General features: G+C 41.3%; 22 protein-coding genes and 1 pseudogene. 15 read left to right on the top strand and 8 right to left on the bottom strand.

The window, feature by feature from the left end:
* Positions 1 to 246: 246 nt before the first annotated feature.
* Positions 247 to 993 carry a hypothetical protein gene (locus FO446_RS19445; protein WP_237898859.1) on the bottom strand — a complete coding sequence of 249 codons (747 nt, stop codon included), beginning with the start codon at positions 991 to 993 and terminating at the stop codon, positions 247 to 249.
* Positions 994 to 2,035: 1,042 nt separating this feature from the next.
* Between FO446_RS19445 and FO446_RS19440 the strand changes: the two genes are divergently transcribed.
* From FO446_RS19440 to FO446_RS19425, 4 genes are all read left to right on the top strand, one after another.
* Entirely contained in the window at positions 2,036 to 2,371 is a 336-nt protein-coding gene (locus FO446_RS19440; protein WP_237898856.1) for a hypothetical protein, read from the top strand.
* An 819-nt stretch (positions 2,372 to 3,190) separates the two neighbouring features.
* Positions 3,191 to 3,718, top strand: a complete 528-nt coding sequence (locus FO446_RS19435; RefSeq protein ID WP_237898854.1) for a hypothetical protein — start codon at positions 3,191 to 3,193, stop codon at positions 3,716 to 3,718.
* Between the two features lie 122 nt (positions 3,719 to 3,840).
* Positions 3,841 to 3,990 carry a hypothetical protein gene (locus FO446_RS19430; RefSeq protein ID WP_237898852.1) on the top strand — a complete coding sequence of 50 codons (150 nt, stop codon included), beginning with the start codon at positions 3,841 to 3,843 and terminating at the stop codon, positions 3,988 to 3,990.
* 146 nt (positions 3,991 to 4,136) lie between these two features.
* On the top strand, positions 4,137 to 4,427 hold the full coding sequence (locus FO446_RS19425; RefSeq protein WP_237898850.1) for a hypothetical protein: 291 nt from the start codon (positions 4,137 to 4,139) through the stop codon (positions 4,425 to 4,427).
* Between the two features lie 680 nt (positions 4,428 to 5,107).
* Here FO446_RS19425 and FO446_RS19420 read toward each other — a convergent pair.
* Both FO446_RS19420 and FO446_RS19415 read right to left on the bottom strand, forming a co-directional pair.
* Positions 5,108 to 5,947 carry a hypothetical protein gene (locus FO446_RS19420; RefSeq protein WP_237898849.1) on the bottom strand — a complete coding sequence of 280 codons (840 nt, stop codon included), beginning with the start codon at positions 5,945 to 5,947 and terminating at the stop codon, positions 5,108 to 5,110.
* A gap of 23 nt (positions 5,948 to 5,970) precedes the next feature.
* Positions 5,971 to 6,177 carry an aspartyl-phosphate phosphatase Spo0E family protein gene (locus FO446_RS19415; protein WP_237898848.1) on the bottom strand — a complete coding sequence of 69 codons (207 nt, stop codon included), beginning with the start codon at positions 6,175 to 6,177 and terminating at the stop codon, positions 5,971 to 5,973.
* A 232-nt stretch (positions 6,178 to 6,409) separates the two neighbouring features.
* On the opposite strand from FO446_RS19415, the gene FO446_RS19410 reads away from it, so the two are divergent.
* The 3 genes from FO446_RS19410 to FO446_RS19400 all read left to right on the top strand — a co-directional run bounded on the left by FO446_RS19410 (position 6,410) and on the right by FO446_RS19400 (position 10,643).
* Entirely contained in the window at positions 6,410 to 7,693 is a 1,284-nt protein-coding gene (locus FO446_RS19410) for a helix-turn-helix domain-containing protein (protein WP_237898845.1), read from the top strand.
* Between the two features lie 1,061 nt (positions 7,694 to 8,754).
* Entirely contained in the window at positions 8,755 to 8,964 is a 210-nt protein-coding gene (locus FO446_RS19405) for a hypothetical protein (protein ID WP_173608333.1), read from the top strand.
* A 311-nt stretch (positions 8,965 to 9,275) separates the two neighbouring features.
* The gene (locus tag FO446_RS19400; RefSeq protein WP_173608332.1) at positions 9,276 to 10,643 is read left to right on the top strand and encodes a DJ-1/PfpI family protein; all 1,368 of its coding nucleotides are present in this window, start codon (positions 9,276 to 9,278) and stop codon (positions 10,641 to 10,643) included.
* 987 nt (positions 10,644 to 11,630) lie between these two features.
* Here FO446_RS19400 and FO446_RS19395 read toward each other — a convergent pair.
* Positions 11,631 to 12,122, bottom strand: coding sequence for a hypothetical protein (locus tag FO446_RS19395; RefSeq protein WP_237898844.1), 492 nt, complete (start codon positions 12,120 to 12,122; stop codon positions 11,631 to 11,633).
* 284 nt (positions 12,123 to 12,406) lie between these two features.
* Between FO446_RS19395 and FO446_RS19390 the strand changes: the two genes are divergently transcribed.
* The 6 genes and pseudogenes from FO446_RS19390 to FO446_RS19365 all read left to right on the top strand — a co-directional run bounded on the left by FO446_RS19390 (position 12,407) and on the right by FO446_RS19365 (position 16,720).
* Complete coding sequence (locus FO446_RS19390; protein ID WP_229088097.1) at positions 12,407 to 12,904, top strand: hypothetical protein; 498 nt, start codon at positions 12,407 to 12,409, stop codon at positions 12,902 to 12,904.
* Between the two features lie 289 nt (positions 12,905 to 13,193).
* A pseudogene (locus FO446_RS19385) lies at positions 13,194 to 13,610 on the top strand (DUF4280 domain-containing protein); the annotation flags it as partial.
* An 824-nt stretch (positions 13,611 to 14,434) separates the two neighbouring features.
* Positions 14,435 to 14,947, top strand: coding sequence for a DNA polymerase III (locus FO446_RS19380; RefSeq protein ID WP_173608330.1), 513 nt, complete (start codon positions 14,435 to 14,437; stop codon positions 14,945 to 14,947).
* Between the two features lie 463 nt (positions 14,948 to 15,410).
* A complete protein-coding gene (locus FO446_RS19375; protein WP_173608329.1) occupies positions 15,411 to 16,067 on the top strand; it encodes a hypothetical protein in 657 nt (218 codons plus the stop codon).
* Complete coding sequence (locus tag FO446_RS19370; RefSeq protein WP_173608328.1) at positions 16,060 to 16,596, top strand: accessory gene regulator ArgB-like protein; 537 nt, start codon at positions 16,060 to 16,062, stop codon at positions 16,594 to 16,596. The genes FO446_RS19375 and FO446_RS19370 overlap by 8 nt, the downstream gene beginning before the upstream one ends.
* Positions 16,586 to 16,720 (top strand): cyclic lactone autoinducer peptide, encoded by a 135-nt coding sequence (locus FO446_RS19365; RefSeq protein WP_173608327.1) that lies wholly within the window; start codon positions 16,586 to 16,588, stop codon positions 16,718 to 16,720. Before FO446_RS19370 ends, FO446_RS19365 begins: the two co-directional genes overlap by 11 nt.
* 310 nt (positions 16,721 to 17,030) lie before the next feature.
* On the opposite strand, the gene FO446_RS19360 is transcribed toward FO446_RS19365, so the two are convergent.
* The 4 genes from FO446_RS19360 to loaP all read right to left on the bottom strand — a co-directional run bounded on the left by FO446_RS19360 (position 17,031) and on the right by loaP (position 20,087).
* Positions 17,031 to 17,441, bottom strand: a complete 411-nt coding sequence (locus tag FO446_RS19360; protein WP_173608326.1) for a hypothetical protein — start codon at positions 17,439 to 17,441, stop codon at positions 17,031 to 17,033.
* A 161-nt stretch (positions 17,442 to 17,602) separates the two neighbouring features.
* A complete protein-coding gene (locus tag FO446_RS19355; RefSeq protein WP_173608325.1) occupies positions 17,603 to 18,421 on the bottom strand; it encodes a lipase family protein in 819 nt (272 codons plus the stop codon).
* Positions 18,422 to 18,459: 38 nt separating this feature from the next.
* Positions 18,460 to 19,290 carry a lipase family protein gene (locus FO446_RS19350; protein ID WP_173608324.1) on the bottom strand — a complete coding sequence of 277 codons (831 nt, stop codon included), beginning with the start codon at positions 19,288 to 19,290 and terminating at the stop codon, positions 18,460 to 18,462.
* 263 nt (positions 19,291 to 19,553) lie between these two features.
* A complete protein-coding gene (gene loaP, locus FO446_RS19345; RefSeq protein ID WP_173608323.1) occupies positions 19,554 to 20,087 on the bottom strand; it encodes an antiterminator LoaP in 534 nt (177 codons plus the stop codon).
* Between the two features lie 592 nt (positions 20,088 to 20,679).
* On the opposite strand from loaP, the gene FO446_RS19340 reads away from it, so the two are divergent.
* Both FO446_RS19340 and fabD read left to right on the top strand, forming a co-directional pair.
* Positions 20,680 to 21,219: a 4'-phosphopantetheinyl transferase family protein gene (locus tag FO446_RS19340; RefSeq protein ID WP_232773767.1), complete on the top strand. Its 540-nt coding sequence runs from the start codon at positions 20,680 to 20,682 to the stop codon at positions 21,217 to 21,219.
* A gap of 83 nt (positions 21,220 to 21,302) precedes the next feature.
* Positions 21,303 to 24,605, top strand: coding sequence for an ACP S-malonyltransferase (gene fabD / locus FO446_RS19335; RefSeq protein ID WP_237898841.1), 3,303 nt, complete (start codon positions 21,303 to 21,305; stop codon positions 24,603 to 24,605).
* The last annotated feature ends 13 nt before the right edge of the window (positions 24,606 to 24,618 follow it).

Below are 24,618 nucleotides of genomic sequence, written 5' to 3'. Positions count from 1 at the left end.
CTATCAGGTTTCCGTCTTGTCAGCTTTATGCGCAGTTGAAGTGTCTGCCTTTGGCCAGGCAGTTGTAAATTTGGCCTACGTCTGTGGCAATCAGATTGAAATCGCAAAACGACACACAATTACACCGAAGGACGGGTTTGGTGATTGCAGGATCACCTGCGATGTTTATAGATGCTCTGCCGATCCAAAGGCTTGCGTTCCTACGTGTGTCGGGAAATCGTAATGCAGTGGAGGAAACAAAACAGCCTACTCCTTGTTTGATAGGCTGTCTTCAAAATTCATAGTAGTATATAACGTTCTTAAGCTGTCTTGCATTTTATCGTGAGTCCAATCATATGAAAAAAACTCATCATACCAATCTTTTTGGGATATCCACCAAGATGTATCTGCTTGCCATTGAGTATTTGCGATTAATTTCGATAACTGATCGTAAGACTCTGATAAAAAACGCTCTGATATGTAGTAATCAGACCTATGATAGAAGGAGCCCCAATCGTGCAATAAATCATTTCCTTTTGGTGAGCCATCGTCATTAGTAATAACATAGTGTTCAGGATGATAATCCTTAGTTGTGTAACGTTTTAATAGGGTAGGAATCAAGTAATGAGCTACCTTGTTTCTCAAATCCCTTCCAATTTTATCCCACCAATCTTGATCATCTTGATGAGGGATTAACTGATTAATGTTAGGTGCTTTTAATAACTCGGAAATGGATTGATATTTATTGAGTTTGGTCTTACTTAGTTTTCTCTTAAGTCCATTTTGATCAGGACTCAAGACAGCCACACGAAGTGTATGCTCAAGTAATGTGCTGGTTGAAATAATAGCACTATAATAATTGCCGAATAAAAAAGATGATGCAGCTTCTAAGTATAACATGTTTACAGAAGGCTCAATCCAGGGTAGTGGAGGTGGTAGTTTATGTTTGTTGGTCTCAGCTGTATGAGTTAAAAGTTGAAAGTAATCTGTCAGTCTATAAACTTTAAAAGACAAAGCAATCCCCCTCTTTTGGATTAACATAATTATAACAATTCTCTACTAGTATAAACGGGCGGTTTTTCATTTGAAAGGAGAGTCACATATGCAAACTCCTAAAAAATAGAAATGTCATATGTGCGAGAAGGGCTGACTGTTGATCGCAGAACAAAAAACGTTAAAGTACATCGTAATTTCTGCAGCAGTACGGAGCATGTAAAGGCAGTAGCAAGACAGTATCCAGAGATTGATTATGAAAGCGAAACGGGTTTCCTCTGATACAGCTACAACGATTTTGATAAAGTATGTTATCCCATGAATAGTGGACAGATTACGAAGGATCAAGGCAATGAATACATCTAAACAAGGTTTCGAGGAGAAAAAACAGAAAAACCAAAATGAGCCGCTCAGTAAATGAGTAGCTTTTCTAGTGGAGGAGGTCTATGAAATGGCTATTAAAATTCTTGAGACGCACAACACCATGCAACGCATTTCAAGCACTAACCATGTCTAGAACAAAGACGGACGATTACCGTGGCGTAGGGAACAGGGACTAACTTTGTGAGGGGATGCCGCCGCGCTTCTCAATCCCTACGTCGTACGTCCCTAATGGATTACTCCAATCCTGCCCCAAGAGTGCAGAGTCTTGTTACCGGTAAGAATGGGTAAAGGCTTGCTGATTGTTCTGCACCGCCTCCTATAACAACTGCGACCACATCGGCTAAAACTTCGGAACGTGGCGGCTTGCATTACGCAGGAGAAAGTAGGGGGCATTATGTATGGACAAGTACCTACATTTGCCTGAAAATGGTATTGAAAGGCAGGTGTAGATATTTGGATGAATATCAAATGAGTGTAATAGAATTTATACTCTCTTGCATGTTGTACGTTGGTAAAATGATTGTCTCCACAGTTCCGGAGTGGCTATGGGCATTGGCTGGTGCAGCATTTGTAGTTTGGTTTTTTCAACCAAGACTTTTAAGGAGATAGCACCCTTGTGGTGCTTTTTCTTATGGAGGATAATTCTCCCAGTTGTCGAAATGTGAAGAAGGAGGGGAATATGAAAAAGGAACAGGAAAAAATTATTAACTCACCATACTCTGCAATAATAGTTACGATAGCAATAATTGTATTACTTCTGTCTTTCTCCTTTATCTTTATTAAAACAGGTGACTCAAATTGGGCTACAGTTCTTAGTGGAATATTTAGCGCTATTGGAGCTGTAATTGGCGGCATTATTGCTGGACAACTAACATTACAAGGTGTAACTCAAACATTAAAAAGGGATAAAGAAGAAAAGTTTGTAGATTCGTATTTTCATAAGTACATTGTAGCTGATGAGGTTTCCAACGATTTAAAACCAATACTAAACTTATTGTTCTTAAGGGAAAATTAACTAGATCAGTTAGGGTCTTTTGTTAGGTTAAAGGAAAAGGTTGATACAGCCTGTGCAAGAGTAAAAAAGGATATTGGCGGATCTCTGGCTGTTAAGCTCTATAGTTATCAAAAATTTTATGACAGATGCGAATATGATTATGAAGTCATAAAGAGAAAAATGGAAAATAGAGAAGAGTATACCGAAGATTTACAACGTGCAGTACAATTTACTACGGAGATTATTCAGTCAATGATAAAAAGTATCGATGACTATAAGCAGGAACTTAGAACAAAATATGTGGAGATAACTGAAAAGTAGAAAGCACCATTACGGTGCTTTTTCTTTTGTTAAAAACAAGAGTAAACGTTCGGGGGTCTCGACAATTCCCTACACTATTTCCCAAGAAAAAGGGGTAACAGCTAAGAAACAGCTAAAACGCTGTTTCATCAAGGGTTCTGCCTCTATTATTTTGCAGAGGGGTAACAGTAAAGTAACAGCAAACGGATATAAACAATAATGATAAGAATGATAAGAAATAAAAGATATACTCGCGACATGTCACTCGTATTTAGAGTGGTTAAATAATTTAAAAGAGCAGATCGGAAATGCTGATGTTTCGAGAAAATAATGTTTTAGACTAGAAAATAAAGTACTAGACTCGCAGGTTCATTATGCTAACGGGCAGTTTAACGCAGCAACTTGGAAACTTTCTCCTAAGAATTGCGTATATAAATCAAGGCAGAAAGAGTGTGGAATGAAATATGAAATATCTTTGTTCAGTTTTAGTGTTAGTTGGTGCAGTGGTACCAATTGGGTGAACACAGGGAGGTTAATGGGATGAGAATGCCGAGCGACAGTGAGCTGACGTTTCTATTCGAAGGAGACGAGCGACAGCTTCAACAATTTATTGAAAATAATCGTGAAACATTAGATCGCCATCGATTTGTGCTGGCGGACGAGCTTGCGATCGAGAAGCAAATTCCGATTGTGTTCGCTTACGTATACAGCATCATCGTAGATTGGGGAGAATTTGACGAGGAGATCGTTCGATTGTTCGGTGAACGGCTTCCGGATGAATCGGTCGAGGTGACGACTACGGACAAAGGGTTGGACGTTACCTACAATGGACAACTGCATTCGATTGAGCTCACGTTTTCTGGAAAAGATCGCTATATCACAATTCGCGGGTTCCAGGAATTGATCAGGGACAAATACGAAATTCGTCTGTTTGAAGCCTCGTATCTTTCCGATACCCACGAGTTTTTGATATTACCGAAGCGGCAGTGGGAGGAACTGGATGCCCGGTATCCGGCGCGGAAGAGGGAGATGTTCCGCGTCATCGATGGTGATCTGGACTTTCCGTAACCTCAGGACTTTATACGAAGGTGTGGCGGGGGCTTCAGTACGGCGGGTACGATAGCTCAATAAACCTGCCAGTCTAACACTTTATATTCTTTGCACAGCTGAAGTGATTGGAGGTAGAGCCGATGGTTCAAGTAAATGATCCAGTAGAACCGTATTTGAGCGGAAAAGGTAGTCATATGAAAAGCGGACTGATCGGACGTATTGTGTCAGTTGAAGAGGATAGTTGGTTGGTACATCTCTTTGTAAAGGACAATATGACTGAGAAGTGCTGATAGATAAGCAAGAGTGGTATCCGATACAGGACGTTGTACATCGTCCAGAGTTCAAAGATGTATGGTGGGATCACAACGGAATATATAAACATGAAGCCGCTCAGTAGTAGTGGCTTTTTTATTTGTAAGAAAGGAGCGAAGAAGAGATGGTATCGAAGTTAAAGCACATGCTGATGTTATGCTGCATTGTGTTACTAATCTATGGATGCGGTACAAGTAGAGAGTTTCTAGTAGCGAAGTACAATGGGCAAGGCAAGGTCATCGCCAGCCATCATGTCAAAGGTAATCAACCAGTTAAGGATGAGGATGGTGTTTCTTTCTTCATGATGCAAGATGGACAGCAGCTATTGATACAGGTCAGTGGCAATGTAGATATGATTGAAGTAACTGGCGATGTACAAGCCACAATGGAGAGGTTGGGAATCACAGATGGGTAACTACCTTGGCTGATTGAGCAAAGAGCTAAAACGTGATTATCTAATTGCGAAGCTCAGCTCAAAATCAATGCTAGGAAAAATTACGGGTCCTTCTGGAGAGTAGAAGCACTGCGGGTGAAGCGAGCACCGAAATTCAGATAGACTTAAATTTAAAAAGTCACTTCCTATTCACAGAGCATTGCTATTACTGAAAAAAAACGCTTCATCTACTGTCCCGAATTACCTTGGGTCAAGAAGAGGAAGCGATTTGTTTTTTACTTCCGAAAGAAAAGGGGTGAGCCAACTATCCTTTGACGAGCCACGCTAACGTTACTAATGGCAATGGTTACGAATCGAATGGGAACGTTACTAAAATATCGTAGCTCTCCACAAGGGTACAAGGATACCTTGGGACAGCCCTTTCTTTTAAATCTCTAAAATTGAATCTTAATTAGTTATTATTCTCGCAATAAAAAAAGAAACGATAAGAAGCAGAACAAAACTTATCGAAGAAATGTTCCGTAACTTGTTGTATTTAATAAAATTTTTTTGTGTTGCATATTTAATAGCTTCCAACAGTGAAAAAATAAAAGAAAATCCCAAAAAAGCCAGTAAAATAATTAAAAAAAGTATCATGGGCACTCTCCTTTTCAGTATAGTAAAGCCCCCTCAAGCTGTTAAAGAGGGGACTTTGGAAATTACTACCATTCAAATTCTAAACCATAGTCAAACGTATAATCAACACTTTCTGGTTGAATGGATAATCCCGCAGGATAAACAGCAAACTCAGGATTTCCCACATCAATTGCTTGGTGTCCATACTCAAACTTAATGTTTACATATCCAGATTCTCGTTCAGTATATACATATTGTCCAATATACCCTTTATGGACAAGATTACTAGGCATCTCTTCTAAGTCGATAATGTTTCCAACTCCCATTCCGTTATCCCACTCTTCAGGAGATGTATCAGTTGAACAATCCCATTTTGCTGACGAGTTGTTCTCAGGTTTGTAGCAGTAACGTGTCTCATGTTCTCTTACTTTTCCTCTCGATGACATCGGCAATACGAATTCAGCAGAATCGGGGAAACCAATACTAACAGCGTCTGTTAATTCGAATGCTGGACTATCTGTCCATTCATATTTCCCATAAAAGTAAAACTTCTTTTTATCGCGGTCATCACTTTTAACCTCAAAAGCTTTTGAATTAAGTTCAAGCCATCCCCCATCTACTTCCTCACCTGAAGTTGCGAGGTTATTTTTAGATAGGTACTTACTCATATTAATTTCTTTTGTATTTTCAGCAAGTTTCTTAGCATCATTATTCAATAATTCTTCAAGTATTTCTTGAGGAAATTGCTGCAATTCTGTACGAGTTAATCCTACATCCGTCAGCAGCTTTTCAATCTGTTCAGGTGTGAGTGAGTCACCTCCCCAACCATCACTGATCTCTGAAGATTGCGCGAATGCCATTGTAGGTAAAGGTACACTTGATAGTAGGCTTAAAGATAAAATTGTCGCCATAACTGCCTTTTTCATCACAATACCCCCTAAATTGTTAATCAGATTACTCTTCGACTATAACAGGTAACGTTCTCTTTGCCTGACACCTTATCTCTCATTCTACGTTGATGCTCCACTAAGTAATCATCAAGCTCTTGACTCACCCTTACCACAGCACAGTCAGTTAGACTTCCCTTCTGTTTGAAAATTTCGTTCAGTTGGAATTGAAGGGTATCAATCTTCTGTAATAAGTCTTCGTTCCTCATTTCATGCCTTCTCACTATTTAACTCACCCCCATTACATCACCTCGCTTCTTCCAAAGAATACCAGTTGTTGCGTAATAACGAGTATTTTTCCATTTATGCAACGTTCGACACAAAATAATTTTAAAAGCCATAAATTGTCGAAACAGATCGAATACTTGCATTTGATAGTTCTAACTCCTATTGATATAATGCTTTTCGTATATGTAATAAAATGGAAAAGGAGTGAATTAAGTGAAAAATGTGGAAGACCATATTGGCGAAATAATATTACGGTACAGAACCCAAAATAACCTCACTCTTTCTGAACTAGAAGAAAAGTCAAGTGTCAGCAAAAGCTCTATTTCAAGAATAGAAAATGGAGAAACAAAGCGACCAGAACTAATAACCTTGTTACGCATCTTTGAAGCCTTAGATGTACAATATGAGGAGATAATCGAACTTTACATCTCTAATGAGACACGACACAATAGCTTACACGATTTGTTGCTCGAAGCTATTCAACTCCCAAATGAAGACCTAACTATAAAAATAGTTTCCCGTATACTCGAAAATCCAAAAGAAAAAACTGAGGACTCAGTAGAGATGCTGTACAATACTGCTCTCACTGTTGAAGACACAGAAATTAAACTTGTGCTCTTTAACCAACTTGCTCAATATTGTCGGATTCGCGGAATTCAACCCTACATGTCTAAAGCTTTATTTCATAGATACCGTATCGAAAGAAATAACCCACACCGCCTCGAAGAAACCTTTCGTCACGGGGAAGAAGTGTTGTATTACATAGAGTTTTTGAGTCATGAAGAGAGAATTAACCTTTGCTACTTAATGGCATTTGATGCACATGACTTGAAAAAATATGAGCAGTGTATTGAACTTGGAAAAATGGGACATGCCGAGGATTCTACAAGCAATGAAATAAAGGAACGCATTGCCTTGGCTATTTGTAATTGCTATATGCGAATGGGCAAATTTGAAGACATGGAATCCCATATAGAAATGTACGAAAAGTTAGGCTATCGTTTTATCATGGAACGCTCCAAGTATCTACGTGCAATTATCTTGTCAAAGACTGGTCATTATCAGGAAGCAATACCATTGCTCAGGGAGTGTGTAGGGGAAGCGACAAAAAACAATCTAATCCATAGAGTCAACGACCTAATAGAAGCATTACTTTACGTTAATGACGTAAACTCCATCGAACAAGTTATCAACACAGAGGAACATAACTTCTCTTTTGATTTTAATAATGCTTACAACTTTTCAGGAATAGGGAATTATTACAAAAACAAAGGAGCCTTCCTTGTTAGTCGCGGTCATTTCAATGAGGGCATGGATGCTTATCTACAAAGTATTGTGTATTACGGAAAAATCAATCGAATCGAAGAAATAATGTCTTGCGCTGTCGAGATAAACATGCATCATTGTGAATTAAAAAAAGATATGGATTTGGAACTTCTGAAAAAATTGAATGAAGTATATAATATGATTAAATTCGGGAAAAGAAATGAGGGGTAACATATGAGGAAGTTTTTAGCTGTCCTTTCAAGAGTTTCACTGGTAATAGCTTGCTTTCTAGTTGTTGTTTCCACTGGTGCAAATAGCATGTCGCTCCCTAAAAAACCTCCTATTATTATGTATAGCGATAACCCACAAGGATAACTGTAACAAGATACGATAAACACAATAAAGCCCATAACAATTCCTACCAATCAGCAGACCTCATGTGTCTGTTTTCTTTTTGTTTACAAAGAAAAAAGACAAATCTTAACGACCTGTCTTCTCCTCTTGTTCTGAGGTATCCCCCCACATGATAACTATCCGGATCGCATTTCTGTAGACCGACTCCGACAGCCTTTTCCAATAGTGTGAATCTCCCAAAACTTTTTTTGCTGGCATACTCCGTTCAACGTTGAATAAAGGAGCGTCAAATTTGACACTCCCCTCAATTTTGAGGGCAGCAGCGAGGGATTCCATAACAGTCACCTTATTAAGAAAAGTTAAGGTTCACGTGCGTATTAGCAGTTGTTAGTATTCACGTGTGTATAACCGTGTGGATGCCCAAATAAGTGAGGCGCAATTACTTGGGAGGTTGCGGCTGTGGGTCCTTCTGACAGGGTAGGCCCTATGCGGGTCGAGCGAGCCCCGAAATCTCGCTAGATTTATTTTCGAAAAATTACTTTCGCTTTTGCTTAACCTGATCCCAGAGATGACATTTTCAAATTTTTGCATCATCAGATGACCTGAAAATCGGATCACTACAATACGAGCTTAAAACGAAAGTGAGGTGAAAAATTTGGCGAAACCAAAGGCGAAAACTGATCAGCTGCAACAAAGGAAATTTCCAAGTCAAAATTGGCTTTAATAGTTGGTAAATCACCACAATGGATACGCCAATTGACTAGAGATAATCGGTACGTAAAAAAGATGGTAAATGGGAAGGGCGAAACCCACAGGCGAATGCAAAGGCCCTAAAGTCTGGCGGTTATGCATCTGACCCGGACTATCCAGGAAAGTTGGTCAGCCTGAGCGAGAAGTATGAGTTGCACTAGTATGATATTGATAAGTCTGACAACTCTGTGGATAAAGAACAACCAGAATTAAAGCTGGAGGACTGGAAACGTGAATCAGGATTGAAGGCAATTGACAGTCTTGCTTGCAAAGGTCTACTGAATGATCCAGATAAATGGAAAAAGCGATTGACCGACGATCCAGTAGGAGTCCTAAACGAATTGCCCTGGCTCATGTTTACAATGTTGGACCGAGTAACAGAAAAAGCAACGAAGTAAAAGCGATAGCCCTCCTTCGGATTCAGAGTCCGGGGAGGGCTTTTTTATTTGAACAACATTATGATCTATCGGCAGACCTCTTCATAAACCAGCTTGAACGAGGTAGCTCCATTTTGGTTACCATATATCATTTAAAAACATTTTTTGCATATAGCCCTATCGAGTCACGTTTAGAAAAGGAAAGAGACCTGGGTCCATAGGTGGTTCCTACATTAGGCCAGCCCCGTAATCGGGCTACAGACTGATGATAAGTATATATTGGTTTGTTACATTTTATGGGTAAGAAATTTAGCCTGAGGGAGAGTAAGCATGTGAAAACTGTATGGCGAATCAGTATTTATCTCATCGTTTTTGTTGTCTTAGTAGGAGGTGCAGGCACACTCGGGTTCGTCAATACAATGAATGAGGTAATGTCGGTTTACGATAAAGCCGCACCTGCATTGACGAATGTGCAGGTACCGAAATATGACGCAAACAAACCGACAGTGGCAGTGTTACTGGCGAATGAATCAACAGAAGTGTTCGATTTTCTCGTCCCATACGAGATGTTTGCGATGACGGAAGCTTACAATGTATACGGCGTTGCACCCGATCGTGAAATAAAATCACTAACCGGCGGACTCGATGTCGTTCCGCATTATTCGTTTGACGAAATGGATGCGATGCTCGGCAAAAGCCCGGACATTATCGTCATACCGTTTATGCCGATTCTAGATGAGAAAAAATATACGCCTGTCCGCGAATGGATTCAGAAGCACGCAAGCGACAAGACTTTATTGCTTTCCATTTGCAATGGGGCAGAAAACCTGGCTGATACCGGCTTACTTAACGGCAAATCTGCCGCGACGCATTGGGGAGACATCGACCGACTCATTAAACAATATCCGAAAGTCCAGTGGGTGAAAGATCTGCGCTACGTCCCACAAGGCAATATCATATCTTCTGCGGGTCTGACATCGGGAATTGACGCTACACTATATGTCATCTCACAGCAGTTGGGTGAGGAGGCGGCGGAGAAAGTAGCGGTAGAGATGAACTATCCATCTTACGATTACGTGAAAAAACCGCAAATGGAACCGTTCACTGCCGGGCTCAGCGATATAACGTTCATACTTAACAACGCTTATCAATGGAACAAAGTAAAAGCGGGCGTTCTGCTGTATAACGGCGTTGATGAACTAGATTTGTCCGCCGCATTCGATACGTACGCTGCTTCTGGCACGACTTCGACGTTGACTGTTTCCGGTGCAAACGAACCGATCGTAACGAAGCATGGCCTTAACTTAGTCGCGCGCTATCAGATAAAAAACGTGCCGAAACTAGCGAAAATGATTGTCGTCGGTGCCGATGCCGAATCAGCCGCCGCCAAAGACATCAACCAATGGAACGAAAGCGGCAACAGCGCGGAACTACTGTACTTACATCGCGAAGCAATGGATCGGTTTGCAATGGATCCTGCATTCGAGGATTTGGCCAAGCAGGAGGATATTGGGACGGCGAAATTTGCTGCAAAGCGGCTCGAATATCGCGCCACCGATCATCTGAAGCTAGAAGGTAGAACCTTCTCTTTTGAAGCGTTTGGCGTACCAATTTTGCTCGGCATCCTATCCTTGATCGTTGCTTTTTTCATCGATCAGCGCTTCTTCCGCAGGAAAAAAGATATAAGCGCATCAAGGTAGTGACATTCTATCCGACTTGAAGGTGGCCGATCAGGGAAAGAATAGACTGTTTTCTACGCCCCTCCATCTGTCCGATGAAAAAATGATTGATACTGGTGTTGTTGATCTAGTGATTTTTTAACCATAACTGCTCGTTAGTTGGATAACTTGCCGTCAGATTTTTGCATGGAGCAACAACCATTTCAACTAATGCGGAAGCCCTCCCTTGGACAATAATCCTGGGAGGGCTATTTTATTTTGCAATGGACGTTTGATGGGAATTTGGATCAAGAGGCACAAGCAAAAATACAGGGTAAGCTGCAAGGATTAGTTGGGCAGCGATAGAGTAAATCGTTTTTTATATTTTTAGTTATTAAATCATCGGATTTTTAGCTGGATTGTTGAAATGAAAGGCTGCTCTTATGGTAATGAGAGGCGCGGAAAGCAGGAGGAGATATTAGGGATTACAATCATAATAGAATAATGATATAAAAATTCCGTGAAATTAAAAAATCCTCATCATTATGAGAATTGGCAGGTGTAGTTTCTTTTATTTTTAGTTCTTTAAGGTCACAGCAATACCAAGAAAAATTCATCTTGATATTGACTGAAGCTAGTCATGGTGTGGTAAAAATCTGGATGGTACTTTCTTTGGCTTTCGTTGCAATAGAACGGGTTTCACCGCTCTATTTGAACCATTACCGCCAAAGAACTACTGCTAATGCCAGTGCAGTGTTCAAAGTCGATTGTAACGTGCAGCAGACAGCCAACAGAACAATGTGCTTGTTCAGCATGAGTACACCCCCTTTGTCATTGTCGGTGACTCATTTTCCAATCTATAACATTCTGTAAATAATGTCAATTTCACACAACAATAATTGAAAAGAACGGGGGCAAAACGGTGTACAAAACTTTTCATGCTTCGGTAATGTCTCTATTAGGGGTAGCATCATTGCCTCACAAAAGTAAAAAAGAGCCGTAGCTTACACGGCTCCAATAATTATTTTCCTATGGACCACCTACACCTGTATCTGAAGCCCAGACAGGATACCAACCTTGATTCAAGTCCGTTGCGTTATACAGAACTAAATTTCCATCATCTTGCATAATCAGAATGTCGCCTCTAAGGTTTGCAGGTGGTTTACCTTGATAATGGATATTGCTCCATGCAGCGTTATCTGAGTACCAAACTGGATCACCATTCGCACGGCTCAAAACGAGTTTTCCGCTATAATAATCAATTTTGAGATAGTGGTTCCCCCATTTGTCGTTTGTTTGCTTGGTCCATAAGAGGGTTTCTGGTCTGGGAAATCTCTTCCATAATTCAAGGTTTCCTCTCCATATTTGGATGTAGTAAGTATTGTTACTTGACTGTAGCAAACAACCATTACAAAGTTGTTCACCAACCTTAATACGGTCAGACCCAAAAGCAAATGCTGCAGAAGTGAAATGGAGTTGTAGCATGAAAACCGCAAATAATAGCAAAATAATCTTTTTCATAGATAACCTCCTATTAGATTTATTTTGCAGATTATACTAAATTTTACCATACTTCCAATAAAAAATGGGCAATTTTCAAAAAGTTATCAAATCACTCGATTTGTTAAATGAGAATTAAGAAAAGGGTAGATGGTGTAGGTGAACGATAAGCTGATCGAAAAAGTTTGTGAAAAATGTCCAGCTGCTCAATGGGGTAAAAAACAATCTGTAGTGTCTACAACCTCCACGTTGGTAAGATCGAAGCATGCCCGGAGTGGGACAATTACATTATAGAGAGTCAAGGGTTGCTTGATCGGAGCGGGCAGCTCGGTTTTATCAATCTCGAGCCAGCGCTTGAAGTAGTGCAGAAAGTCGAAGAAGAAATCAAGGATTATCATTGGATGGTCAAAGAGGTAGAACGTCTGAAGAAGGAAATTGATAAGGCGATTGCCTCAAATCCAGCGATTCAACAGAAATTGGTTGCTACTTATGGTGATGCAGCCGGTATGCCGAGCGGGAAAGGCTTACGCCTGTCCACCTTGACTATTCCGGAAGAACGGTATGAAAAGCGAATCGAGCGAATGAAAAGCTTTGAAGAGAAGGTGCGGCAAATAAACGATTTTGCAAATAATCTTGAGGATAACAAGTACAGAACAGTCCTTGAATGTATGATGGACGGGATGCGTATGAACAGCATTGCCCGACATGTAGGAGTTTCCCGACAAAGAATAAATGAGATGAAGCGGGATATCGTTAACCGATTAGCAAAGGAGCTGTACAGTGAGGAATTGTTAGGTTCCTGAAAGGTTGGCGGAATGACGTTTTTAAAGAAGAACAGATGCATATATACTCAGGTAATCTATGATGAAGAAGCCCTCGGGAATGAACCGAGTGGCTTTTTGTGGTTCTAAAAACCTATGGTTATAATGGTGTGTTTGTTACTTTGTGTCTATTGTTAGTGTGCGTTCCACATCCGATACTTCATTACGTGGGTATTATTTCCTTTTTATATATAGATTGGATATCGGATGTATCGATCAACATGAGAATCTCCCATCTGTATAGAAACCTTTACAGAGAGGAGGAGACTGTTTGCCCAATATTGAAGGTATCAATATCCAGCAGTCAAGTGCTGAACGCAAGAGCTACGTGGTTGTGGGAGCCATTTTATCATGCAGCAGCGGAAGTAAACAGAGTCGGCTGAAAATGCCGTTCAGCCATGGTGTTTTTGTAAAAGGAAAGCCGCAAATGAACATCATGGATTTTGTTCCCAACGTAAATATCATGCCATTCGGAAAGTGCAGCAGCTTACAAAATCCCACAGTCGCTTCTGCCACAGCAGCCAACAATGGTGTACTTAAACCAATGCCGTGCACACCTCTGACAACAATGCCATGGATAGATGGAAAAGCGGACAAAATGGTCGGTGGTCATCCGGCATTGCTTAATAAATCAACAAATATGTGTTTCTATTGTGGGCAGATCAAGATTGAAGATGACGGGCAGGATTTGGGTGGTGTGACGATTGGGAATCAGTCGTCAACAAATAGCGGGCCGTCTGCTGCTGGTTTTGGACAAGGACCAGCTTGCGAAAAGCCGCAGGAAAAGCCTAGCATGTGGGATAATTTCGTCAAAGGAATCTCGATGTTGGGAGACGTTCCTGCTGCGATGCAAAAAGCGGCAAGTGAGTTGCCAGGGGCTTTGGAGAAAGCTGCTAATGATTTGCCAAAAGGTTTGAAAAAGGCAGCGGAGGATTTACCAAAGGGTATTGAAGTGTTTGTAAAGGAAGGCTTTATCGAGCCAATGCAAGAAGATTTGGATACGTTGCGGGATGAGGATATCAATCTCGAAGATGCACTTGCAATCAGCGGGCTTGCCGTACATGCACTGACGTTGGGGAGAAGTAAAAATGTTAAGGATATAGTGAATGCGTTAAAGAAGGGAAAGAAGGGGACGGGCAAAGCCCCTGTTCCTACAAAACCCGGTGGGGGAAGCAATCCCAAAGATTTTGTCAATCCACATTCTGAAAAGCACCTGTATGACCCAAGTAGACCCTCTACCCCTAATAGGTCACAATATGGGAAAGATGTTGATGTAGAGAAATTAAGGCTAGAAACAATGACTAATTCGGATAAGGCATTTTCAAACTGGCCAAATCCAAATAATCCGAATCCAAACCGGATCACCAAGTATTATAAAGAATTTGACGGAAACATCAGTACACCTGATACTCCAACGGGAAGTCACAGAGTTTTTGAACATCTAGATGATCCTACCAGAAGTTCACATTTCCCTTATGTGCCAAGAAATAAAGAGTGAGTGGGTGAGAGAAAGTGAGATTATTGTTGTATCATGCTTATTTACCTGAAAATCACGCACATTTTGTTTCGGAAGAACAAGTCATGCAAGAAGGAATACAATACTTTACAAAGTCTAATAATCGTTATAGTAACGGTGGTAGAGTACAAAATGAAAAGACTGAAAGTTTGAGACCTTTTGGTATCCCGGATTGGGTTAATTTTAAAGAAGCTATAGGTGTTGATATATCTAATCGCTTTTTTAAGTCGTTTTGTTTTCCTATGTTTACGGATAAAATTCTCGTATTTGATAGTGAGATATCTATTTCTATCTATGACCAAGCGTTCTACGATGATTTCAAGGATTTTGATGAAGAAGCCTTGAACTTTGACACGGGAGAAAGCATTGAGCATTGGATTAAGTTGTATTGGGATAGCATGATGACACTTCAAGAATACTTGCTAAAAAGACCTTATCCAAAACCAGAGATATTAGTGTTTGAGTCAATACCTAAAGAGATTATTCGAGTGTGTGAAGAAAAATCGTAAACTGTGCGTATTTGGCTTGGTAGGGCTACCCAGTGCCGAATGAGTCCTTCATCTTACAATCCCTAACATAACCTTTGTTCTTCATGAAGAGCACTTAATTATGATGATTTGAAGGTTGACGCTCTATAAGAAGGCTACACACGATGAATAAGCCGCTCGGGTAAATAACCGGGCGGTTTTTGTTTTGGGTTCACTAATGTTTGAAGGAGTTAGAGCTTTAGGAGCAGGTTTATACGTTCTGTTCAGGTTTCGAGGAGACAATGCTGTCCCTAAGGTCGTAAAAACGCCAATGTTATCATCTTGATAATTTGTACCTCAAGCACTTCTTTACTTCAAAACTCATACTTCTAAGCTCAATGACACTCGAACGCTCTAAAATGTCAAATCTGGTAAATTAAAGCAGGAATCTGTCGTTTCTAGTAGAATATAACCCTCATATAAGTAATTGAGGTGAAAAAGTTCCATGCTGTTTGTCCTATTTTCAACATTGGAATACCTTGCAATATTTGCTCTTATGACTACGCTATTTAGGTTCGGTTTTTTTGTGCATATCAATCGGATTCTCTTTGTGAGTCTGGTATTAATGCTTTTCTCGTTTGGGCTGCGACAATTTACGCCATATGGAGACTATGCAACCATAGCTCAAGTCGTCATAATCTTTGGGGCATTAATCCTGGTATGGAACGTGAATTGGGGACATGCTGCCTTAATGACTATTATAACAGCAGGAATCTACTTGGGGATTCAGATGATGGAAGTGTTCTTCCTGACCGTCATAGGAACCTTAGAGACAATTGAAGCTTTAGAGGATCGAACCATCAACACGGGGTTCATATTCCAGACAATCTCCGCACTTCTTACCTTTGCATTATGCTATGGACTTAGGAAATTTGGACTGCAATTTACATTTGTCAGAGACGGAGCGCCTTTCTTTATTTACCATAGAATCAACATGGTGATTTTGTCACTGATCATTGTAACAGGTGTATTGATAACGGTCTTGTTTAAATTAGCAAGTACATATGGAATTGCTTCCTTAGTGTGGATTTTCTTTGGGATGGCAATCGGAATCACGATACTGGCATGGCTGGCTATAAAAAGGGATGGGGAATATGATTGAAACTCTTGCTGAAAGAATAGCCATACAACTAAAGTCGATCAATCCACATGAAACAAAGTCAGTCCCTACCATGAAATTTGGGCTAATCCTCATCATAAACATGCTGCTCATCATTACGATTAGCCTCATCATTTCACTCGTGGTAGGGACCTTTCAGGGAACATTACTCACATTGGCCGGATTTTTGATACTACGTCAATTTTCAGGAGGATTTCACTATTCATCGTCTGTATACTGCACCATGACAAGTATAGTGGGAGCTGTATTCATCCCTCTTATTCCTCTACCTAATGATTTTGTCACCCCGATTATTATCATCACATTAGTCCTGGTAGCACTTTTTGCTCCGCAAGATATGGAAATGCAATCACGACTATTCAAACAGAATCAGACTGTACTCCTCAAGATCATCTCAATTACCATCGTTAGTTCATTATTTTTCATAGAAAGCGAGACACTGGTTAAAACCTTTTTTGTGCAAGCACTGACGCTAATTCCACTGAAAGGAGGTGGAAAAGATGAGAAATAAAGCGATGATGTTCGTAGCGAAGCATGTTTCAGCAATTGCTTCATTCGTTGCGGTACTGGCAGTAACTACAGCATCCTTTGGATTCGTGGGGAAACCTGAAATTCCAGAAGAATTAAAGAAATAAGGAGCAATGAGCGACACAGACCATTTCCCACTCGACTTCAATCGAACGGGGAAAAATGGTTGCCCCATTTGTAAATTTTAACTTTATAAACGGATCATTCATGTATGATTGTATGGTACTTATAGACTGCTTCTTTCAGAGCGTTACAATTTATCTCACCCCCTTGGTAGACAAGGGGGTTTCTTGTTTTTTGAGCCTATTTCCTTAGCGTCGACAACTTTGTTTTATGAATCAGTAATGAATGTAAGCGGACTGTCTCTTAGTGGAAAAAGCGACTTTTGAGACAGCCCCTTACTATTTTTACATACGCCTAACGCTTAGAAAGTGAGAATTTAGCTGTAAAATTCATTTTCTTCATATAGGAAGAATTCGCTCCAGCTTGAAATTGTACAGAAATATTGCCGTCTTTTTCTACTTGGAAGACGCGTCCGTACGGTGAATTAGCAGGGTATGTACCAATCACTTGATTATCCGCATCAAAGACTGTATAAGAGATCGGGAATCCTGAATTGTTTACAAATATCGTCAGTTCTTCTCCCTTTTTAAGCGAAAAAGATTCTTTTTGCGTCACTTCGTATGAACTCAGAGAATAGTATTTCGTAACCTCTTGCATGTCTAAAGCCGTTGTTGCTGCGCTAGCTTTTGAGACTTCCAATCCTGGCAAATATCCACCAGTAAGTACTGCGATACCTAATGCCCCTGCTAAAATAGCTTTTTTCATAATCGTAATGCCTCCTTTTTTGCTCATTCAAGAGCGAAAGTAAATATTTGGAAATTATAACCATTATAGTCTTGTTGAAAATGATTATCAATAAGTTTTTTAAGAGATTACTCTCCGGCGTGGATAAACAGGGCATAAAAAAAGAGAGTGATTCAATGGAATCAACATCCCCCTAAAAACGGCACACACATCCCTGTATCCGGACAAAAACCCTCATTCTCCACGCACAGCCTCTCCGTAAACCCGGGCTCCTCCTGCGCCAGAAACTTAAAATAACAAACAATTTCATGATTCCTTACTGCTAAACTATTCAACTGAAAATCCAACAAATACTTCCGATCCACATGCTGGTAGTACAATCCTTTTTTCGTAAACGGAGGAGGGTACACCTTGGAAGGCAAAGTCGGAATAATATCATGAACATTCACGATCCGAATACTGTTCGCTACAGTCTCATTAAACCGGGAAGCAAAGACAGGATCTCCGACACGAGGGCTCCCATACGTATACACAAAAGGTCGCGTAAACCTCGTATTCACGGCAATATCCAAGCCAGCAAGTACGGCCAAACCTCCCCCTAAACTGTGCCCCGCAACAAATAGTCTTTTCGATCTAGAGAGCTTGCTCAACTCCCGAATTAATTCATCTCGTGCGGATTGATAAATGCAAGTAAACCCGCGGTGGGTCTTTCCTGCCTTTCTGACAAAACCATAGGGGACTTGATACAAATCTTGATCAGACTCATTGTCGTTAAACGTGCGTGTTCCCCGAAAAGCAACCACGATACTATCTGATGACTCGGCTACAAAACCAAATACCTCTGGCTCCGGCGTCTCAACCCCAGCCAATGCTCGAATCGTCAAGCGCTGAAGGTACCCTTTTGGCAAGACAAGAGAATCTGCTTCAAAAAGCTGATAGGCCTGATGGACCATGGCCGCAAGTAAAATCGCATCTTTGCTGTTATATATACGATCGATCATTCATGTGTCTCCCTTTCTAGGTTTCAAGGTTGTGAAAGCTAGCATTTCCCTTGAAACGGAATACACGTATCGGTATCGGGACAAAACCCCGGATTTTCCACACAGAGCGTTTGGGCGTAATCAGGGTCAAACTGAGTGAGGCTTTGGAAATAGCAGGCGATACTATCGTTGCGAGGTGTATTATTCAGTTGAAACGAGATCGGAAACTTGTTTTTTACATGTTGATAGTAGATGCCTTCCTGGGTAAAAGGAGGCGGATACTTTTGATCGGGGAAGGTAGGGAAAGAGTCGTGAATATTGACAATCCGCAGACTATTTGGAACGACTTTATTGAAGCGAGAAGCGAAGTGGGGGTCACCAATACGCGGACTGCCATAGGTATAAACGATTGGGTGTCTAAACTGCGTGTTTACCGCAATATCTAAAGCTGCCAGTACAGCCAGTGCGCCACCGTAGTTGTGGCCAGTAATAAACAGCTTTTTTGATGCAGAAAACTGATTTATTTTTCTGAGTAACCGATCTCGTGTTGACTGATACAGGCATGTAAATCCACGTGAGGTTTTCCCTGCCTCTGTAACAAAAGGATAGGGAATTTGTAGGATGTCATAGGCTGCCAAAAGGTCTGCCGGATATGCTGCGTACCCTCTGAAGGCAATGATGATTTCATCTTTTGATTCGGCCACAAAACCATACATATGTTCAGTTGGATTCTCTACGTCAGCCGAAGCTCGAATGGTGTAACGGAGTTGAAAACCTTTGGGTAAGATAAGCTCCCCTTCAAAATATAGTAGATAAGTCTGATAGCAGATGGCTGCAAGGAAAATGGCAGCCTGACTAGTAAACATGTTGTCTTCGTCCGAGAAAACCATGTAGACAATTTCCTTTCCAAACAAGAATAAGGAACTAACACTTTTGATGGATCGTACATCGAACGTTTGTCTGCCCCTCCCGATTGAAAGCAGGGCAATCTTATTCGAATGACACCTACCATGAGCCTATGTTTTTACGATGGAATGCGTGCTTGTATAAGGAAAATATATGACTGCTTGTCGGACAGGAGGGGAGGTTACAATGTCGAACAATAAAGTGATGAGGAAGAAAAAGGAAAAGGGCGCGTACGCGACGCACCCCATTACAAAGGTTTTGAAAGAATTTCAATTCCCACATCAATTGTTTTCTCTACTCCCATGAAGGATAAAAATATTTTAGCCCTGTTTTTGTGCTTGTCCACTTTTTTGATAATGCCTTCCAGTCCTTTGAGGGGGCCAGACTCTACGATCACTTTTGAATTTTCTACATAAACTTTTGAATAATCGACAACCTCACCGTTCCCCATGAGTTGGAGTATCGGGGTGATTTCTTTTTCGTCAATGCTCGAATAATAAGCGCCCTGATCTTGCGAATAGTAACTACCGTTATTGACCAAACGCAAGCTTCTAGGAATTTTTTTGATTTTGTGGAACATTTCGTTAGTCATTTCAGTCTTAATAAGTACATATCCAGGAAAAATATTCTTTAGGACATTATACACAATGCCTGACTTTTTCTCAGGAACCAATCTCTTCGGCACAACGGACTTTAAAGACTGCTCATTAAAATAGAGTTTGAGGTACTTTTGAACGACTTCTTCTTTACCGGATTCTACAAAGATGGCATACCATTTCAAGATGAGCAATCCTTTCATTATGAAGTAGATTCGTAAGTATTTGGAGTGCTTACTGCTTTCTCAAAAATAGGAATGATTGAGTAGATGAATTCTCAAATTTTGTGGTATTATACTAAATATATCCAATTCTTTCGCGTTATGCAATAAATGCGGTTGTTGTAACATTCTGTATAAATAGAAAGAATCAGCTACATAAGCTTCTTTTCGAAAGTAAAATCTCTTAGGGAATTTAATCGATGTTTCGGCACGTTAAAGGAACGAGGGAGGTCATACGGAGAAACGGTAGTGTGTAATTATTTACCCACGAACCGGGGAAGCTCTGCCCTTTGGCATAGTCGTAGAACGAGAGAAGGCGGAGATTGGATTGCATGTGTTCCCACAGATTTTTACGAAAGAATTCGTTATAAAAAGTACAGATAAAGAGTTTCGTGCCAGTTTGTGCATGGGCTACTTTTCTCTTCCCGTAGATTTTTTGAAAATAGTAAAATTCTTGCACCCCAAAGAATTCGAGTACTATTTTCGTCTGGAATTTGAGCGGAGAGTAAAAAGCTACCTGACAGGGAGATATGTCGCCAAAAGAGCCATTTCGTTTTTGACTGGAGAAGACAGCTTAGATCGCATATGTATTGAACAGGGCATTTTTCATCACCCTGTTGCAAGCCTGCCGAATACAACCAATGTCCAAGTGAGTATCACCCACTGTGATGATTTTGCCGCTGCCATTGCTTTTTCGGAGGAACTACCGATGGGGATTGATATGGAGAGAATTAGCGTTGATAGAAATAAAGTTCTGGAGACGCAAATGACTGTGAAAGAGAGCAGCTTGTTGTCATCCTTGCCTTATTCCTATGAAACGACCCTCACTCTTTTTTGGACGGTCAAGGAAGCGTTATCCAAAGTTTTGAAGACTGGCTTAACAACTTCTTTTCATATCTATGAAATAAGCCAAGTAGAGGTAAGGGATGAGGTTGTGTTTAGTCTTTTTGACAACTTTCCACAATACCGTACTGCCTCCTATATTCTTGGTGACTATGTATGTTCGATCACTTATCCGAAAAAAACGGAGTGGAGTGTTGCTGTAGTAAAGGATCTACTTCAGGAGATAGAACAATCCATGACAAATCGCTTATGAATTCCCCATTAGCGGTCAATTGACCAGGCTGTGGGGAGTTTTCTTTATAAAAACCTTTTATAAAAACAAGGGGTGCATCATACATGGAAAAGCCTTTGGTGTTTATGTTTTCTGGACAGGGGTCTCAGTACTACCAAATGGGAAAAGACCTTTTTGATCAAAATCCGGTATTTCGCAAATGGATGCTTCGGTTAGATGAAAAGGTACATACCCTGATCGGGGAGTCTGTCCTTGCCCAGTTATATGATGACACGAAGCGACGAGATGACCTATTTGATCGCACCCTTTATACGCATCCCGCCATTTTTATGGTGGAATACGCTCTGGCCCAGGTTCTCATGGAAAGCGGAATAAAGCCCGAATATTGTCTGGGGAGCAGCTTGGGGGAGTTTGCGGCGGCGGCTGTGTGTGGGATCATGCCCGTGGAAGAATTGCTGCAACTCGTGGTTGAACAAGCCACCCTTTACGAAACGTATTGTCAGAAAGGGAGTATGCTTGCGATTCTCCACAATCCCGATTTGTATGACCAAGAGCCGCTCTTGCATCGAAATAGCGAGTTGGTAGCGGTAAATTTTCATTCGCATTTTGTCATTGCCGGAAGCAGTCATCAGCTACAACGCATGGAGGATTATGTCAAAGGCAAAGGGATTATTTGTCAACGACTACCCGTATCTTACGCTTTTCACTCCTCTTACATCGATCCGGCTGAGCCACATTATCGGGAGGTATTGAAACAGAAATCATTTGGAATTCCCCAGCTTCCCTTCGTATCGTGTGTTCATGGTGAAATTATGAAGGAACTACCAGTTGACTACTTTTGGCAAGTGGTGCGAAAGCCAATGCAGCTTCCAAAAGCTGTCCAAGAGCTGGAGAAACAGCAAAGCTACATCTATTTGGATTTGGGGCCAGCAGGAAACTTGAGTAATTTTACAAAGCGAAATCTGCGGCAAGATTCACAGTCAGAATGCTACTCGATTATCACGCCATTTAAAAAGGATAGCGAAAATGTAGAGCGCATTAAGCAGTTATTCTCAAAGAAAAGTTTGAAAACAAATAGAAAGGATGGCAGAAAAATGACCACATATGTTTTCCCAGGGCAGGGCTCCCAAATAAAAGGAATGGGGGGCTCTCTTTTTGATGAGTTTCCAGAAATAACGGCCAAAGCTGATCAGATATTAGGTTATTCCATCAAAGAACTATGTCTGCATGATCCGGACAAACAATTAGGTAAAACGCAATTTACCCAGCCTGCTCTGTACGTGGTAAATGCGCTTAGCTATCTGAAAAAAGTGAAGGAAACCGGGAAAAAACCTGACTATGTGGCGGGGCACAGCTTGGGTGAGTACAACGCGCTTTTTGCATCAGGGGTATTTGATTTTGAGACAGGACTGCATTTGGTGAAAAGAAGAGGCGAGTTGATGAGTCAGGCCGTCGGTGGAGGGATGGCGGCTGTGATCGGGTTTACTTTGGGGCAAGTGGAACGCGTATTACATGAAAATAATCTGACCAGCATCGATATTGCCAATCACAATTCTCCCTCCCAATTTGTGATTGCAGGTCGGAAAGAAGATATCGACCGTGCCAACCCCATTTTTCAGGAAGCGGGCGTAAAAGTATACATACCGCTCAAGGTGAGCGGAGCATTCCATTCCCGTTACATGAGTGATGCGAAGCAGAGCTTCGAGAACTATTTGAATCAGTTCGCGTTTTCCAGTATGACCATTCCTGTGATTTCCAATGTTCATGCAAGACCCTATAAGCAGAACGATGTGAAACGGAATTTGGTTGAACAAATTACACACCCAGTGAAGTGGAATGACACCATTCGATATCTCCTGGCCGTGGGGGAAAACGAAATAGAAGAAGTCGGCCCTGGTACTGTGTTGACCAAGTTGGTTACTACGATCCGAAATGAAGCAGAGCCGCTGATCATAGACGTGGAAGAAGAGCAGGAAAACATGGAACAAGAGGCAAAGCCGGTTGCTATCACTGTACAGGCGGAAGAGATATCGAACAACGTGGAGCAGCCAAAAGGGATTACCGCTTCTTCGCTGGGAAATCAGCAATTTAAACAGGACTACAATCTGAAATATCCCTACCTGGCAGGAGCGATGTACAAGGGAATTTCATCGGAAAAGCTGGTCATAAAAATGGGGAAAGCCGGGATGATGGGCTTCTTCGGAAGCGGTGGCTTGCAGCTGGATAGAATCGAGCGAGCCATCCAACAGATTCAACGTGAACTACAGCAAGGGGAGCCATACGGGATGAATTTGTTGCATCATCCAAGTGATCCATCCATGGAAGAAAGAATCGTTGATCTGTATCTTGCCTATCAAGTGAGGGTGATTGAAGCATCTGCGTTTATGGCGATTACCCCTGCGTTGATCATCTATCGGGCTAAAGGATTAAGACGAGGGATGAACGGGCAAGTGGAGGCGGCAAACAAGATTTTTGCCAAGGTATCTCAGCCTGAGGTAGCAGAAGCCTTTTTAAGTCCTGCACCTGAGTACTTGATAGAAAAATTAGTGCAAGAACAAAAGCTTACAAGGGCAGAAGCGAGTCTGTTACGAGAAGTTCCGATGGCGGATGAGTTAACGGTGGAGGCGGATTCAGGAGGGAATACTGATCACGGCGTAGCTTCTGCTTTGATGCCTGCAATGATCAGGCTCCGAGATAACCTCATGCAAAAGTACGGATACCGTAAGCCGATCAGAATCGGGGCTGCAGGTGGGATTGGAACTCCTGAGGCTGCTGCGGTCGCTTTTATGCTTGGGGCAGATTATATTGTCACAGGTTCGATTAACCAGTGCACAGTGGAGGCGGCGACCAGCGAGTCGGTGAAGGATGCATTGCAGTTGGCCAATGTTCAAGACACTGAGTATGCCCCAGCGGGTGAGATGTTTGAAATGGGAGCCAAAATTCAGGTGTTGAAAAAAGGCTTATTTTTTCCAGCGAGAGCGAACAAATTGCACGACCTTTATCGTCAATACAACTCGCTTGATGAAATCGATGAGAAAACCAAGCAGCAGCTTCAGGAAAAGTATTTTAAACGCAGCTTTGAAGAAGTGTATGAACAAATAAAAACGACTTGCCCGCCTCAGGAACTGAAAAGAGCGGAACGAACGCCTAAATACAAGATGGCGCTACTTTTCAAATGGTATTTTAACCGCTGTTTTGACTGGGCTTTGGATGGGGCCGAAAGCTATAAAGTAGATTATCAGATTTACTGCGGTCCTGCGTTAGGTTCTTTTAATCAATGGGTGAAGGGAACCGCTGTTGAAAGCTGGAGAGCTCGTCATGTTGATCAAATCGGTGAAATGCTGATCAAGGAGACAGCCAACCTTTTGAATCAGCGTATCAACGCCTTAACAGGTTCGAGCAAGTAAAGAAGAATGACTC

Source organism: Brevibacillus brevis, from assembly GCF_022026395.1.
Classification (GTDB): domain Bacteria; phylum Bacillota; class Bacilli; order Brevibacillales; family Brevibacillaceae; genus Brevibacillus.
This window is presented reverse-complemented; position numbering and strand designations above follow the sequence as displayed.